This window comes from Pseudoduganella sp. HUAS MS19 (assembly GCF_053615455.1).
The window spans coordinates 5,509,715-5,524,916 of sequence record NZ_CM132133.1 but is presented as its reverse complement, the minus strand read 5'-3'; the positions used below and the strand labels follow the sequence as shown (position 1 = coordinate 5,524,916).

12 protein-coding genes are annotated in these 15,202 nt (G+C 63.1%); 8 read left to right on the top strand and 4 right to left on the bottom strand.

Features of this window, described 5'->3' with window-relative positions:
* Position 1 precedes the first annotated feature (1 nt).
* The gene (locus ACWBU6_RS25305; protein WP_452646089.1) at positions 2-229 is read left to right on the top strand and encodes a KTSC domain-containing protein; all 228 of its coding nucleotides are present in this window, start codon (positions 2-4) and stop codon (positions 227-229) included.
* An 84-nt stretch (positions 230-313) separates the two neighbouring features.
* Here ACWBU6_RS25305 and ACWBU6_RS25300 read toward each other — a convergent pair whose 3' ends face one another.
* A complete protein-coding gene (locus tag ACWBU6_RS25300; RefSeq protein WP_452649618.1) occupies positions 314-544 on the bottom strand; it encodes a DUF6139 family protein in 231 nt (76 codons plus the stop codon).
* A 160-nt stretch (positions 545-704) separates the two neighbouring features.
* Here ACWBU6_RS25300 and ACWBU6_RS25295 point away from each other — a divergent pair, with 160 nt between their 5' ends.
* The gene (locus ACWBU6_RS25295; RefSeq protein ID WP_452646088.1) at positions 705-2,264 is read left to right on the top strand and encodes an ATP-binding protein; all 1,560 of its coding nucleotides are present in this window, start codon (positions 705-707) and stop codon (positions 2,262-2,264) included.
* Positions 2,265-2,266: 2 nt separating this feature from the next.
* Positions 2,267-2,866, top strand: a complete 600-nt coding sequence (locus ACWBU6_RS25290) for a response regulator transcription factor (protein WP_452646087.1) — start codon at positions 2,267-2,269, stop codon at positions 2,864-2,866.
* On the opposite strand, the gene ACWBU6_RS25285 is transcribed toward ACWBU6_RS25290, so the two are convergent.
* A complete protein-coding gene (locus ACWBU6_RS25285) occupies positions 2,863-3,696 on the bottom strand; it encodes a glycosyltransferase family 2 protein (protein WP_452646086.1) in 834 nt (277 codons plus the stop codon). The two genes, ACWBU6_RS25290 and ACWBU6_RS25285, sit on opposite strands and share 4 nt — an antisense overlap.
* Before the next feature lie 108 nt (positions 3,697-3,804).
* On the opposite strand from ACWBU6_RS25285, the gene waaF reads away from it, so the two are divergent.
* From waaF to ACWBU6_RS25260, 5 genes are all read left to right on the top strand, one after another.
* Complete coding sequence (gene waaF, locus ACWBU6_RS25280; RefSeq protein WP_452646085.1) at positions 3,805-4,824, top strand: lipopolysaccharide heptosyltransferase II; 1,020 nt, start codon at positions 3,805-3,807, stop codon at positions 4,822-4,824.
* A gap of 75 nt (positions 4,825-4,899) precedes the next feature.
* Entirely contained in the window at positions 4,900-5,595 is a 696-nt protein-coding gene (locus ACWBU6_RS25275; RefSeq protein ID WP_452646084.1) for an alpha/beta fold hydrolase, read from the top strand.
* Positions 5,596-6,029: 434 nt separating this feature from the next.
* A complete protein-coding gene (locus ACWBU6_RS25270) occupies positions 6,030-7,379 on the top strand; it encodes an ABC transporter ATP-binding protein (protein WP_452646083.1) in 1,350 nt (449 codons plus the stop codon).
* Positions 7,380-7,406: 27 nt separating this feature from the next.
* A complete protein-coding gene (locus ACWBU6_RS25265) occupies positions 7,407-11,045 on the top strand; it encodes a glycoside hydrolase family 99-like domain-containing protein (protein ID WP_452646082.1) in 3,639 nt (1,212 codons plus the stop codon).
* 2 nt (positions 11,046-11,047) lie between these two features.
* Complete coding sequence (locus tag ACWBU6_RS25260; RefSeq protein WP_452646081.1) at positions 11,048-12,283, top strand: glycosyltransferase family 4 protein; 1,236 nt, start codon at positions 11,048-11,050, stop codon at positions 12,281-12,283.
* On the opposite strand, the gene cysC is transcribed toward ACWBU6_RS25260, so the two are convergent.
* Entirely contained in the window at positions 12,244-14,163 is a 1,920-nt protein-coding gene (gene cysC / locus ACWBU6_RS25255; RefSeq protein WP_452646080.1) for an adenylyl-sulfate kinase, read from the bottom strand. The genes ACWBU6_RS25260 and cysC overlap by 40 nt on opposite strands.
* The gene (gene cysD / locus ACWBU6_RS25250; RefSeq protein WP_452649617.1) at positions 14,163-15,065 is read right to left on the bottom strand and encodes a sulfate adenylyltransferase subunit CysD; all 903 of its coding nucleotides are present in this window, start codon (positions 15,063-15,065) and stop codon (positions 14,163-14,165) included. Before cysD ends, cysC begins: the two co-directional genes overlap by 1 nt.
* Positions 15,066-15,202 lie beyond the last annotated feature (137 nt).

The following is a 15,202-nucleotide window of genomic DNA, read 5'->3' as shown; positions in this document are numbered from 1 at the left end:
CATGGAAATGAAGCGCATCAACGCAGGCAAGCTGCGCGTCGAATTCGACGACGGCAGCGCCATCGATTACGAGGGCGTCGGCCGGGACGTCTGGCAGCGCCTGTCCACCTCGGGCAGCGCGTGGAGCTATTACCGCGACAATATCGAGGAGGAGTTCACCGGCCGCAAAGGACGCGCCAAGCCGCAGGCGGGAACGCGTCCCGCCGGCCTTGATGAGCTGTTTGATTGAAAGTCGAGCTCCGGCTTCTCGAGGAAATTTGCGCTGCGCGCAGCGCGAAATGTCCGATTGCCAGAGCTGACCCCGACTTTCAATTTACATGTCTTTCAATCCGGTGATGGCGTAGCCTTTGCTGCCCATCTGCTGGGTCAGCCGGTCGATGTGGTAGTCGGGCAGGACTTGCACATCATCGTCGACTTCCAGCGACTGCTCGGCTGGCAGCCAGTCGGTGTTGATGGCTTCCTGTGGGATGGGTTTGCCCTCGGGCACGGCAAGGTAGGAAAAAATGCCGTCATGTTCGGCACGACGATAGATATCCAGGCGCATCTTCATCTCCCTTCAACTAGTCCTACGCACAGGCTGGCGTAACGCTTTGATTCTACTCCGCTTGAGTGGCGCTGGCCATGCAAGATTGCCGTGCCGCGGCACCCAAGGCAGTAGAATTAACCTGGATCAACAAATTGCCGTGAAGCCTGCGAACTTCCTTATGCGTTTTCCGTTCTTGCTGCCGGCTGCCGGGTTCATTGCGGCCTACCTGCTGTTCGACTGGCTCACTTATGTCGAGCCCTTGCTTGGCCTGAACATTACCCCCTGGAACCCGGATACCGCGCTGGGCCTGGTGTTCTGGCTGGTATATGGCCGGCGCGCGGCGCTGCCCTGGCTGGCGGCCCTGGTGGCGGGCGATGTGCTGGTGCGTGGCCTGCCGGGCGGCCTGGCCGGCACCCTGCTCACGTCCGGATGGTTGCTTTGCGGCTACGGCCTGCTGGGCGAAGCCCTGCGCCGTGCCTTGGGCGGCGGCACCATTTTCAGCTCGCGCAGCAGTTTCTACCGCTGGCTGCTGCTGGTGGCGGCCGGCACCATGCTGAACGCCATTGGCCATATCAGCCTGCTGGCCTGGCTCGGGCTGGTGCCCTGGGACGACTGGCTGCGCGCCGTGTGGCGCTTCGGTTTCGGCGACATGGTAGGGGTGGTGGTCAGCATGCCGCTGCTGTGGAAGCTGGCCAACCCGCAGGACCGGGCGCGCCTGCGCGAAGCGACCTGGAAGCCGGAAACCCTCGGTTACCTGGCACTGGCGATCTGCGTGCTGTGGGCGGTGTTCGGCTACATCATGACGGCCGAATTCAAGCACTTCTACTTCCTGTTCCTGCCGCTGATCTGGGCCGCTTCGCGCCAGGGCGTGCATGGTGCGGCGCTGGTGGTGTTCGTGCTGCAGCTCGCCATCGTGGCCCTGGTCAGGGCCAACAGCGCCAACAACATCACGGTCTCCGAGCTGCAGATGCTCGATGCGGTGCTGGCGCTGGTGGGCTTTTTCATCGGCATCGTGGTCGACGAACGGCGCCAGGCGGCGGAGGAACTGAAGCAGACCTTGCGCCTGGCCGCGGCTGGCGAAATGGCGGCCGCGCTGGCGCATGAACTGAACCAGCCGATGACGGCGCTGGCGGTATACGGCAAGGCTTGCGAGCACCTGCTGGCGCGCGGCGAGGCCGGTGAATTGCTGAAGAACGCGATCGGCCAGATGATCAATGAATCGGCGCGCGCGGCGGAAGTGGTGCGCCGCCTGCGCGACTTCTTCCGCACTGGTGCGATGCAGCTTGAAACCGTCGGCGCGGCCGCCCTGCAGGCCGGCATCGTGCAGCAGTTCCGCCCGCAATTCGCCGAACTCGGGGTGGACGTCACCGTCGTCGAAGCGCCGGCGCTGGCGGTACAGGTCGACCGCCTGCAGGTGGAACTGGTGCTGCGCAACCTGCTGGCCAATGCCCTGGATGCGGTGCGCGTGCGTCCCGCAGGCCAGCGCAGCATCCGGCTCACGGCGGAAAATGTCGGCGGCAGGCTGCGCTTTACCGTGGAAGACAGTGGCGATGGCCTGACCCAGCAGGCGGCCGGGCGCCTGTTCGAGCCATTTGTTTCGACCAAGGCCAGCGGCATGGGCCTGGGACTGGTGCTGAGCCGCTCCATCGTGGAGGCGCACGGCGGGACTTTATGGGCAGAAGTGGCCGACCACGGCGTCTTTCGATTTATACTGCCGGCGCTGGACACTGGAGAATAGCTTTGTCAAACCTTACCGTTTTCATTGTCGACGATGACCCTTCGCTGCGCGATGCGCTTGGCCTGCTGCTGAGCGTGCGCGGCTACCGCACCGCCGTATTTGCCAGCGCCGAAGCCTTCCTGCAAGCCTGGCTGCCGGAATGGGCCGGCTGCCTGGTGGCCGATATCCGCATGTCCGGCATGGACGGGCTGGCCCTGCAGCGCAAGCTGGCGGACATGAACTGCCTGCTGCCGGTGATTATCGTGACCGGCCACGGCGATGTCAGTTCGGCGCGCGAAGCCTTCAAGGCGCGCGCGGTCGATTTCCTGGAAAAGCCGTTTGACGACGATAAGCTGATTGCAGCCATCGAGGAAGCGTTCTCGATGCAGCTGCGCCAGCGCCAGGACCAGGACCGCCGCCAGCAGCGCGACCAGCTGCTGGGCGAGCTGACCCCGCGCGAGCGCGAAGTGTTCGAGCTGGTGGTGATGGGGCGCCACAACCGCGAAATCGCGCCGCAGCTGAACATCAGCGTGCGCACCGTGGAAGTGCACAAGGCGCGCCTGATGGCCAAGCTGGGCGTGGATAACGTGGCCGACCTGGTGCGCGTCGCGATGCGCGGCTAGGCGGCGTCCGCGCGCAGCTCGCGCAGGCCGGCAGTGGCCTGCGTCGTCTTGTCCCTGGCCCGCTGCAGCACCACCGAACGGTTGCTCGATTCCTGGTCGCGTTTTGCTTCGCGGTGCCACAGGTGGTACACCTCGGTGGCGAAAGCGCCGCTCTTGCGCATGACGCCGGCATTGAACAGGCGCACCACCAGGTCGGAATCCTCATGGCCCCAGCCGGTGAAGCTCTCATCGAAGCCGTTCACCAGGTCCAGGTCGCTGCGCCACACTGCCATATTGCAGCTCTTGATGCGGCGCCAGGTAAAGCGCCTGCTTTCACGGCCCAGGTCGGGCAGGGACAGCATCGTCTGCAGGAATTTGTTGGCGTGGCCGGCCAGGTACAGCCTGAATTTTTCCAGCGCGCCCAGGCGCTGGATGTCGAGGTGCTGCTCCAGCAGGCGCCGCGTATACCCCTCGCTGAGCAGCACGCGGCTGCCGGTCACCACGTAGCCGCGCCTGGACAGGCGGCGGTGGTTGGCGACGAAATCCTTCTGCGGCACGCAGTCGCCATCGATGAAGATGATGTATTCGCCCTGTGCCGCCAGGGTGCCCAGGTTGCGCGCGCGCGCCGCGCGGAAACCGATATCTTCCTGCCACACATGCTTCATCGGCACCGGCGAGCGCGCCTGCAAAGCCGCTACGGTTTCCCGCGTGTTGTTGGTCGATCCGTCATCGGCGATAATGATCTCGAAATTCCGATCGTCCTGCGCAAAACAGGCCTCCACCACGGCCGACAGGGCGTCAGGACGATTGTACGTGGTGATAATTAACGAGATGGTTGAAGCTTGTTGCATGGATGCCAAAAAATTAATAAGAAATGCCGTCCTGCTGGCGGGCGCCAATCCAGCAGTATACCAGCGCCGGCTTCCCGGCACCGGTTGCCCGGTACGGGAGGGGTGTCCATGAGGACCCTGGTGATCTCTCCCAACTGGATCGGCGATGCCGTGATGGCGCAGCCGCTGTTGCAGCGCCTGAAGGCAGCCCACCCGGAGCGCCCGATCGACGTGCTGGCGCCGCCTGCGGTGTCCCCGGTCTGGCGCCAGATGGCCGAAGTGGCCGAAGTGCTGGAAACGCCGTTCCGCCACGGTTCGCTGCAGTTGAAAGAGCGCTGGCGCTATGCGCGCCTGCTGCGCCAGCGCGGCTATGCCGAGGCCTACATCCTGCCGAACACCCTGAAATTTGCCCTGATCCCCTGGCTGGCCGGCATTGCGCGCCGGGTCGGCTACAAGGGCGAAAGCCGTTATGGGCTGATTAACGTCATGCACCATGACGACACGCCGCCGCGGCCGATGGTGCCGTTCTACGCGGCGCTGGCCGACGCGCCGGCAGCGCCGCTGCGCAGCAGCCCGGCCAAGCCGCGCATGGTAGCCAGCGACGAGCAGGTGGCCGCTGCCTGCGCCAAGGCCGGCCTGGACCCGGCGCGCCCGCTGGTGGTGTTTGCGCCAGGCGCCGAATTCGGCGGCGCCAAGCGCTGGCCGCCCGCGCATTTCGGCCAGTTGGCGCAGCACATCCTGGCGCGCGACCCGCAAGCCCAGGTTGCGCTGCTCGGTTCGCCCAAGGATGGTCCGACATGCGACGAAGTCATCGCCGCCGCCGGCGCGCCCGCCGGCCTGACCAGCCTGGCCGGCAAGACCAGCCTGGCCGATGCCGTGGCCCTGATCGCCCGTTCGGCAGCCGTGGTCAGTAACGACTCCGGCCTGCTGCATGTGGCTTCCGCGCTGAACCGGCCGGTGATTGCCATTTACGGACCGACCGATCCCGATCACGCGCCGCCATTCTCCGACCTGGCTGCCTCGATCTCGCTGCGCCTGGAATGCTCGCCGTGCCGCCAGCGCGAATGCCCACTCGGCCACCAGAACTGCATGCATGGCATCAGCGCCGGCCAGGTGTGGCAGACGCTGGAACCGATGCTCGGCCGTTGACGATGGCAGCGGCATGAGCTGCTGGAGCAGCGGGCTGGCCAGCTTTGTCATGGTGCAGGGGGATATACTGGCGGCATGACACCGCTGGTCCTGATTCCCGGCTATATGCTGGACGACGCCTTATGGGATGGCATGCTGCCGTTCCTGCCTTCCGAACTCCCGCTGCATTTTGCCAGCCTGGCCGAAGGCGATTCCATCGCCGCCATGGCGCACGCCGTGCTGGCCAGGTGCCCGCCGCAATTCAGTTTGCTTGGCTTTTCGATGGGCGGCTATGTCGCGCGCGAAGTCGTGCGCCTGGCGCCAGGCCGCGTGCAGTCACTGGCACTGGTCGCCACCTCCAGCCGTGCCGACCTGCCATTGCAGGTTGAGCAGCGCACCAGGGCTGCCCGGGCCACGCCTCTCGGCCCTTTCCGGGGCCTGGGGCGCGCCGCGATCGCACAATCGCTGCATCCTGACAATGCTGCCAATGAAACGCTGGTGGCGCAGGTGCGTACCATGGGCGCACGCCTAGGCCGCGAAGTCTTTGTGCGACAGTCGCTGATTGTGCGCGAGGCCGACGCGGACCGCTTGTCCGGCATTCAATGTCCGACGCTGGTGGTGGCGGCAGCCGAAGACCAGTTGCGCAGCGCAGAAGAAGCGCGCGAACTGGCCGACGGCATTCCCGGCGCGAAGCTGGTGACGGTGCCGGACGCGGGGCACCTGATTCCCCTTGAACAACCACAGGCGCTGGCCAGTCTTCTGCGCCGGATGCTCCAGCAGCATATGGCATAAGAAGCAACATCATTCTCAGCCGTATGAGCTATCACGTTTGCCGCGCGCATGTGTTGCCGGCACATGACACGGTGATAATAATAAAATACCAATGTGTCTGCCGTACCAAGTAACTTCGGTTAGAATTCCAGCGTTGTGCGGTTGAAGCGTGCCCGCCCCCAGCTGATGGGGCGAGGTGAATGTCCAGTGGCTTTTCGAGGGATACGGAATGATATTAGTGACGGGAAGCGCGCAAGAACCCCAGCCCAGGCAGAAACAGGGTTGCTGACTAATGCAACAAATGTCGACTTCGTCCCGCCATCTGGCGGGAAGCGCGCGGAATCGCGCCTCGATTCCGTCCGGCCCGGCACTGCTGGCGGTTCATCCGGCAGCAGCGGCATACCTGGCCATGCCTGGTTTGGCCGGGTCCCGGAAGATGGGGAAAGGCTTTGCCGATGTCCTGTGACGATGTGGCCATCTCGGTCAAGGACCTGAGCAAATGTTTCGAGATCTATGACAAGCCGCGTGACCGTTTGCTGCAGATGTTCGCGCGCGGCCACAAGAAGTACTATCGCGAATTCTGGGCACTGAAGAATGTCTCGTTCGACATCCGGCGCGGAGAAACCGTCGGTATCGTCGGCCGCAATGGCAGCGGCAAGTCGACTTTGCTGCAGATCATTTGCGGCACCCTGAACCCGACTTCCGGCAGCGTGACCACGCATGGCCGGATCGCTGCCCTGCTCGAGCTGGGTTCCGGTTTCAATCCCGAGTTCACCGGCCGCGAGAACGTCTACCTGAACGCCTCGGTCCTTGGACTGAGCGAAGCCGAAATCGACCAACGCTACGACGAAATCGTCGCGTTCGCTAATATCGGCGACTTCATTTCCCAGCCGGTCAAGACCTATTCCAGCGGCATGCTGGTACGCCTGGCATTCGCGGTGGCGATCAACGTCGATCCGGAAATCCTGATCGTGGACGAAGCGCTGTCGGTCGGCGATGAACTGTTCCAACGTAAGTGCTTCGCGCGCATCGAAGCGATTCGCGCCAGGGGGGCGACCATCCTGTTTGTCTCGCATTCGGGCAGCACGATCGTCGATCTGTGCGATACCGCGATCTTGATGGATGCCGGCGAAAAATTGCTGGAAGGCGTGCCCAAGCAGATCGTCGGGCGCTACCAGAAACTGCTGTACGCCCCGGCTGAGAAGCAGGCGGAAGTGCGTGAGCAGATTCAGCGGGCTGAAGAGTGCAGGCTGAACCTGGGCGTGGATAATGCGCACAACGAGCATGCCAAGGTGCTGCCGCCGGATGCCGAGGAGCAGGAAAGGTTTGACAGCGGCCTCAAGCCGACCAGCACTATTGCGTACGAATCGCATGGTGCCCTGATCGAATCGGTGGAAATCCGCACGCTCGGCGACCGCCGCGTCAACATCCTGGTGCGCGGCCGGGAATACCGTTATGTGTATTCGGTACGGTTCCTGGCATCGGCCAGCAACGTCCGGTTCGGCATGATGATCAAGACGCTGAACGGCATCGAACTGGGCGGGGCGGTGTCGTCGCCGGCAACCCGGATTGCGATGGAAAGCGTCGCAGCGGGCGCAGTCTGCAAAGTGGAGTTCCGGTTTGCCTGCTCGCTTAACGCGGGCGTTTACTTCCTGAATGCCGGTGTCGCCGGCGCCATCAATGGCGAAGAAGGCTATCTGCATCGCCTGGTCGACGTTTCCATGTTCCGCGTACAGGCAAGCGAGCATGACATGACAACGGGCATTGTGGATTTCAATTGCTATCCGGAAATAGAACTGCAGTAATCACCAAATGGGGGAAAGCAGACAGTTATGCCAGAGGTTAAAAAAAACAAGCTGTTGATCGTATTGGGCATGCACCGCAGCGGTACCAGTGCCATTACGCGCGGCCTGCGCGTAATGGGTGTGGAACTGGGCAACCGGCTCATTCCTCCGATCGAAGGCAATAACGACAAGGGCTTTTGGGAAGACATCGACCTCAACGCTTTCGATAATGAAGTTCTCGCGCACCTCGGACAGAGCTGGTTCAGCCTGACAGCCCTTGACGAGCCAGACATCGCCTCGCTGAAGAAGCACGGCTACTTCCTGCGTGCTGTCGAACTGCTGGGGTCGAAGATCGGCGACGCGCCGGTATTTGGCTTCAAGGACCCGCGCGTGGCCAAATTGCTGCCGTTCTGGCGCGAAGTCTTCGCCCACTGCGAACTCGATGTTTCCTACGTCGTCGCGCTGCGCCACCCGATGAGTGTCGCGCAGTCGCTGGTCAAGCGCGATGCCATGGATATCGAGCAGAGCTACCTGCTCTGGCTGGGACACATTATTCCTGCGCTGGTCCTGAGCGCCGGCAAGCCGCGCATCGTTACCGATTACGACCAGATCATGGCGGCGCCGGAACGGGAGCTGCAACGCGTGGCCGACGCATTCGGCCTGCAGCTCAGCCCGGAAGCGATGGCGGACTACCGCAACGAATTCCTCGACCCCAAATTGCGCCATACGGTTTATGCGCCGGAAGACCTGTTGCTAGACGTTCGTTGCCCGCCGCTGGTGTACGAGATCTATTCCGTACTGAACGACCTGGCGCTCGGCCGCCGCAGCTTCGAGGAAGCGGGCCTGGATCAACAGATCGGGCGCTGGTCGCGGGAGTTCGACCGCATGAACGTGGTCATGCAACTGGTGGACCGCCTGGGCGTGCGCGTGCAGACCGCATTGGCCGACGTCAAGAACCGCGAAGGCGAAATCGGCGCGCTGCACCAGCGCGGGGCGGATCTGCAGGGCATCATATCTGTCCTGGAAAAGCGCTGCGCGGATTACGACCAGCGCTGCGCGGAGTATGACCAGCGCTGTGCGGACTATGACCAGCGCTGCGCCGATTATGACCAGCGGTGCATGGAAATGGAGCGTTCCCTGATGGCGCAGAGTGCGCACATCATACACCTGGAGCAGCATACGCAGGCGCGTGCCGATGAGTACCAGGCGCTCGCCGGCGAGCACCAGTTGCTGGCGAAGGAACACCAGGCCCTTGGCCAGCGCGTGGATGCCCTCTCGGCGGAGTATGCCGTGCTCCAGTCGGAGCATAACGCCATGCGTGCCGGCAATCTGGCAATGAAAGGCCATATCGAACGCCTGTACGCCTCCAACAGCTGGCGCGTTACGGCGCCGCTGCGCATGATCAGCGCCGTGCCACGCGTTGGCGGGCGGGCTTTGTTCGGCGCTGCGATAGCATCCTACCGCGCACTGCCGGTATCGCCATCGGGCAAAGAAAAACTGAAAGGCGGCGTGTTCAAGTACTTCGGATTTGCCCTCAAGCGCGCGCCGGCCTACCAGCGCTGGATGGAGAACCAGGCGATCCAGCGTAACTTGAGCATTCCACAGCCTGATGCACTCGCCGTCCAGATGCCTGCCCTGGCGGTGCATGGCGCAGCCGTCAATCCGCCGCTGCCGGCGGCTGACGGCGTCTGGGAATGGCAGGACTATGCGCCGCTCAAAGCGAACATCGCGCAGGTCAAGGCGAACCGGCTGGCTAATGCCGAAGTCACGCCATACGACATGATCAAGATCGCCAAAGGCAATTTGCGGCGCGCCGCCGAAGCGCTGGCATTCCCGCCGCTGGTAGCCAGCCCGGAGGTGTCGATCATCCTCCCGGTCTTTAACAATATCGCGTTGACGCTGGAGTGCCTGGCCTCGATCGCCAAGCACGCGGAGCCGGCGCATACGTTTGAAATCATCGTGGCGGACGATTGCTCGACCGATGAAACTGGACAGTTGCTGGCGCTGGTCAAGAACATCCGCTACAGCCGCAGTGACAACAACCTGGGCTTCCTGCGCAATTGCAACCGGGTCCTGGGCGAGGTCAGCGGTCGTTACGTCCTGTACCTGAACAACGATGTGCAGGTGACCGCCGGCTGGCTCGGCGCGCTGCTGGCAACCTTCGCGCAGAAGCCCAATGTCGGCGCAGTCGGCCCGCGCTTCGTCTACCCGAGCGGCCACCTGCAGGAAGCCGGCGTGGCATTCACGCCGGACGGGGCAGCCAGCATGATTGGCCTGAACGAACATCCGCAGCAGCCACGCTACTCCTACCTGCGCCGCGTCGACTACGTATCGGGGGCCTGCCTGCTGCTGCCGACCGAGCTGGTCATGAAAATCGGCGGCTTTTCCGAAGAGTTCCTGCCGTGCTATTGCGAAGATGCGGACCTGTGCCTGAGCGTGCGCGATGCCGGTTTCGACATCTACTACAACCCGGCCGCCACGATTATCCATCACCTGTCGAAAACCACGGCGAACGTCGATGACAGCTTCAAGCAGCGCGCCATCAACGCCAACCTGGTCACGCTGCGCCAGAAATGGACAAGCAAGCTGGACAGCCAGATGGACCCGCGCTTGATCGCCTTCTTCCTGCCACAGTTTCACCCGATCGCGGAGAACGACCAGTGGTGGGGCAAGGGCTTCACGGAATGGACCAACGTCAGCAAGGCGCAACCCAACTTTGTCGGCCACTACCAGCCACGCGTTCCAGCCGACCTGGGATATTACGACCTGCGCCTGATCGAAGTGATGCAGCAGCAGGCTGAACTTGCCCAGCGTTACGGCGTGCACGGTTTCTGCTATTACTATTACTGGTTCGATGGCCACCGCCTGCTCGAGCGTCCGGTCGAGCAGTTGCTGCTGTCGGACGAACCCAAGCTGCCGTTCTGTCTGTGCTGGGCAAACGAGAACTGGAGCCGCCGCTGGGACGGCCAGGAGCACGAGGTGTTGATGGCGCAGTCGCACTCGGTCGACGATGATATTGCAGTGATCAAGGACCTGATCCGCTTCTTCAGGGACCAGCGCTATATCCGCATCGATGGCAAGCCGCTGTTGCTGATCTACCGCGTGACGCTGTTCCCGGATTTTGCCGCGACGGCCGAGCGCTGGCGCAGCGTCTGCCGCGAACTGGGTATCGGTGAAATCTACCTGGCCATGGTCGAATCGTTCGAGATGGTGCATGCCAACACGCATCCGTCGAAGTATGGCTGCGATGCGGCTGTCGAGTTCCCACCGCAGGGCTTGGCCGAACAGAAGGGGCCAAGCGGCGACATCCTGAACCCGGCCTTCGCCGGCAGTGTAGCCGACTACCGCGACCTTGCGTTACGCTATGCCACCCGTGAGGCGCCTGCTTATACCCGCTTCAAAGGCGTGATGCCGGGCTGGGACAATACTGCCCGCCGTGCCGGCAACAGTTTCTGCTTCGAACATGCCACGCCGGGCGCGTTCCAGGGCTGGCTGGAAGAGACGATCGACGAGACGCGCAAGCAGCATTACGGCGATGAGCGCCTGGTCTTCGTCAACGCCTGGAACGAATGGGCGGAAGGCGCATACCTGGAACCGGACCGCCGCTTCGGTCACACCTATCTGGAAGCGGTGCGCAATGCGCGCGAGGCCGGTCGTTTGCTGCGCAAAAACAGGAAGGCCATGTAAGCATGACTACATCCACACAAAACGACGTTTGCCTGGTCGGACACCCCTACACGCCGATTGGTATGGGCGAGCATGTGCGTGCCACGTTCCGCGCCATGCGCGCAGCTGGCCAGGCGCCGCAGCTGCTCGATATCTTCCAGCTGGAACAGCCGTCGGCGGCCGATCAGTCAGAAATGGGGCCTTCGTGCCGGAACACGCTGTCGCCGATCAACGTCTTCCATATCAATGGCGGTGAAGTCGAGCAGGTGTGGAAGCACCTGAGCTACCACGGCCAATGGGAGGGCTACAACGTCATCTACCCGCTGTGGGAACTGCCGCGCTATCCGGAAGTGTGGGCGCGGCAGCTGGACCGCTTCGACGAGATCTGGGCACCGACCCGCTTCATCCAGGAGAGCCTGCAGCAGGCGTGCAGCAAGCCGATCCATTACATGCCAATGGCGTGCGAAGTGGCGCTGACCAGCTTCATTGGCCGCCGCTTCTTCGGCATCCCGGAAGCCGATTACGCCTTCCTGTTCTTCTACGACCTGCGCTCCTACTCGACGCGCAAGAATCCGGCCGGCGTACTGAAAGCCTTCCGCGGCCTGCTGGCCAGGCGCCCGTACGCCAAGGCGCACCTGGTCATCAAGGTCAACGGCGTCGACACCAACCCGGCCGCATTTGCCGAACTGCAGCAGGAAGTGGCCGACCTGCACGATCGCGTCACCCTGATCCAGCGCGTCATGACCGGCGATGAAGTGAAGAATCTGGTGCGTTGCTGCGATTGCTTCCTGTCGCTGCACCGTTCGGAAGGCTATGGCTTCGGCTGCGCCGAGGCCATGGCGCTCGGCCACCCGGTGATTGCCACCGCCTATTCCGGCAATATGGACTTCATGGCGCCGGAAGTCTCGTTCGGCGTTGATTACAGGCTGATTCCAGTACAGGAAGGCGAGTATCCGCATCATGAAAACCAGGTTTGGGCCGAGCCGGATTATGAGCAGGCCGTCGGCTACATGGTTGAACTGGTCGACTCGCCGGGGAAGGGGCGGGCGCTGGGCGCGCTGGCCCGCCAGCACATGCAGAACCGGTTTGCCTACCGCCCGATCGGATTGAAGTATGTTGACCGGCTGCAGGCTATTCGCCGCACGCTTGGGGAATCAGAAGCGAGCGCGATGGCGGGCAGGGCCGTCGCCGCAGCGGCCGCTGCCAGCATGGGACTGCCTCAGGACAGGCCCGCCTTCAGCAACAGCGCGACGCTCTGATCGATGGTCTGTTCGCTGCCGTCGATCGTGACTTGGGGGACCAGCGGCGCTTCGTAAGGACTGCCGATGCCCGACATGTTCGGCAACTGGCCGGCGCGTGCCTTCCGGTACAGGCCTTTCGGGTCGCGCTGTTCGCACACCGCCAACGGCGTGCTGATATACGCCTCCACGAAATTATCGCTGCCGATCAGCTCACGCGCCATCTCGCGTTCGCGGCGGAACGGGGAGATGAAGGCGGTGATGACGATCATGCCCGCATCGAGCATCAGCTTGGCAACTTCGGCAATGCGCCGGATGTTTTCGACCCGGTCGGCATCGGTGAATCCCAGGTCGCGGTTCAGGCCCTGGCGCACATTGTCGCCGTCCAGCAGGTAAGTGCGCTTGCCGTCCGCGTGCAGCGCCACTTCCAGTGCATTGGCGATGCTCGACTTGCCCGCGCCGGACAGGCCGGTAAGCCAGATCACCTTGCCGCGATGGCCATTCAGTTTCTCGCGTGCGGCACGGTTGATCGACAATGCCTGCCGGTGCACATTCTGCGCACGGCGCAGGCTGTGCCGCACCATGCCGATAGCGATGGTCGCGTTGGTATGGCGGTCGATCAGGATGAAGCTGCCGAGCGGTTTCGATTTCCCGTAGTTCTCGAACACCATCGGCTTGCTGAGCGCGAGCGTACAGACGGTGATGCTGTTCAGCGTCAGCTGTTTGCTTGCGTGGTGCGCAAGCGTATTGACGTCGATCTCGTGCTTGATCTTGGTGACCGAGGCGGCGCCGCTTTGGGTCGCCAGCTTGATGTGGTAGCTGCGGCCGACCAGGCCGGGTTCGGGATCGGTCCAGATCAGCGTGGCTTCCAGCTGGTCGGACAGGTCCAGCGGCGCCCTGGCCAGTGACAGCACGTCGCCGCGCGAGGCGTCGATTTCGGTCGCCAGGCGCAGCGTGACCGCATCGCCACGCGCGGCGCGCGGCAACGAACCGTCCATGGTGACGATTTCGGCGATGTGGCTGGTCTGGCCCGATGCGCTGACGCGAATCTCATCGCCGACAGCAAACGATCCCTGCGCCACTGTCCCGCTGAAGCCGCGGAACGATGCGTCCGGGCGGTTAACCCACTGCACCGGGAATACCGCGTTGTCGCCTGCAGGCAGTTCAATCTTTGCCGTCTCCAGGCAGCCAAGCAGGGTCGGGCCCGCGTACCAGGCCATGTTCAGCGAGCGCTCGCTCAGGTTGTCGCCCTTGAGCGCGCTGAGCGGGATGGCGGTGAGGCTGGCGAACTTGAACGGGGCGGAAAACGCAGCGAAGTCCTCGCTGATCCTGGTGAAGACGTCCTGCGCGTAGCCGACCAGGTCCATCTTGTTAATTGCCAGCACAATGTGGCTCACGCCCATCAGCGAGGCGAGGTAGGCGTGGCGGCGGCTCTGGGTCTGCAAGCCGTTGCGGGCGTCAATCAGCAGCACGGCGACATCGGCAGTCGATGCTGCCGTGACCATATTGCGGGTGTATTGCTGGTGGCCCGGGGTGTCGGCGATAATGAAGCGGCGCCGGCTGGTGCCAAAGAAGCGGTAGGCGATATCGATGGTGATGCCCTGTTCGCGTTCGGCCGACAAGCCATCGACCAGCAGCGCGAAGTCGATCTGGCCGCCCTGCGTGCCGAATTTCCTGGACTCCCGCTGCAGCGCGTCAAGCTGGTCATCGAGCAGTTGCTGCGATTCCCAGAGCAAGCGTCCGATCAGGGTGCTTTTTCCATCGTCGACATTGCCGCAGGTGATCACACGCAGCAGGTCCTGGCCGTCCTGTTGCCGTTGCAGCGTTTCCAGGCTGGTGAGCGGGCTGGCGCTGCGGTGCGGCTGGCCGGGCGTGGCAGGCGTTTTCCTTGGGCGGGCCATCAAAAGTATCCTTCCTGTTTTTTCTTCTCCATGCTGGCCGCTGCGTCGTTATCGATGGCGCGGCCTTGCCGTTCCGAGTTGCGCGCGTGGACCAGTTCCATGATGATCTCCGGCAAGGTCGTCGCGCTCGATTCGATCGCGCCGGTGAGCGGGTAGCAGCCCAGGGTGCGGAACCTGACGCGCTTCCTATAGATCGGCTCGTCCGGGCCGATTGGCATGCGGGCATCGTCCACCATCAGCCACATGCCGTCGCGCTGAACCACGGGCCGTTCCCTGGCAAAGTAAAGCGGGACCACGGCAATGCCTTCCTGGTGGATGTACTGCCAGATATCGAGTTCAGTCCAGTTCGAAAGCGGAAACACGCGCACGCTTTCGCCCATGTTCTTGTTGGTGTTGTACAGGTTCCACGGTTCCGGGCGCTGGTTTTTCGGATCCCAGCAATGGCTGGCCGAGCGGAATGAAAAGATGCGTTCCTTGGCGCGCGACTTTTCCTCATCCCGGCGCGCGCCGCCGAACACGACGTCAAACTTGTGCTGGTCCAGTGCCTGCTTCAGACCGGCCGTTTTGGTAATGTCGGTATGCAGCGTCGAGCCATGGTCGAATGGATTGATATTCTTTTCGATCGCCTCGGGATTGGTGTGGACCAGGATCTCCATGCCGCTCTCGCGCACCATCGCATCGCGGAATGCATACATTTCCTGGAACTTCCAGCGCGTGTCGACGTGCAGCAGCGGGAACGGCGGCAGCGACGGATAAAAAGCCTTGCGCGCCAGGTGCAGCATGACGGAACTGTCCTTGCCAAGCGAGTACAGCATGCAGGGATTGCCGCCGGCCGCGACGGCTTCACGGATGATCTCGATGCTTTCGGCTTCAAGGCGCTTCAGGTGAGGCGATACGCCCAGCACGGGGCCGCGGCTGACCGTTGGCCTGGCTGCCCGGTAGCCAAGCAGGCAGAACTGGATCGCCTGGCTGCTTGGCAAGTCCCGGCAGATGGCGGCCAGGCAGCCATGCGGGAACAATGCCAGGGGTTTGCCGATAT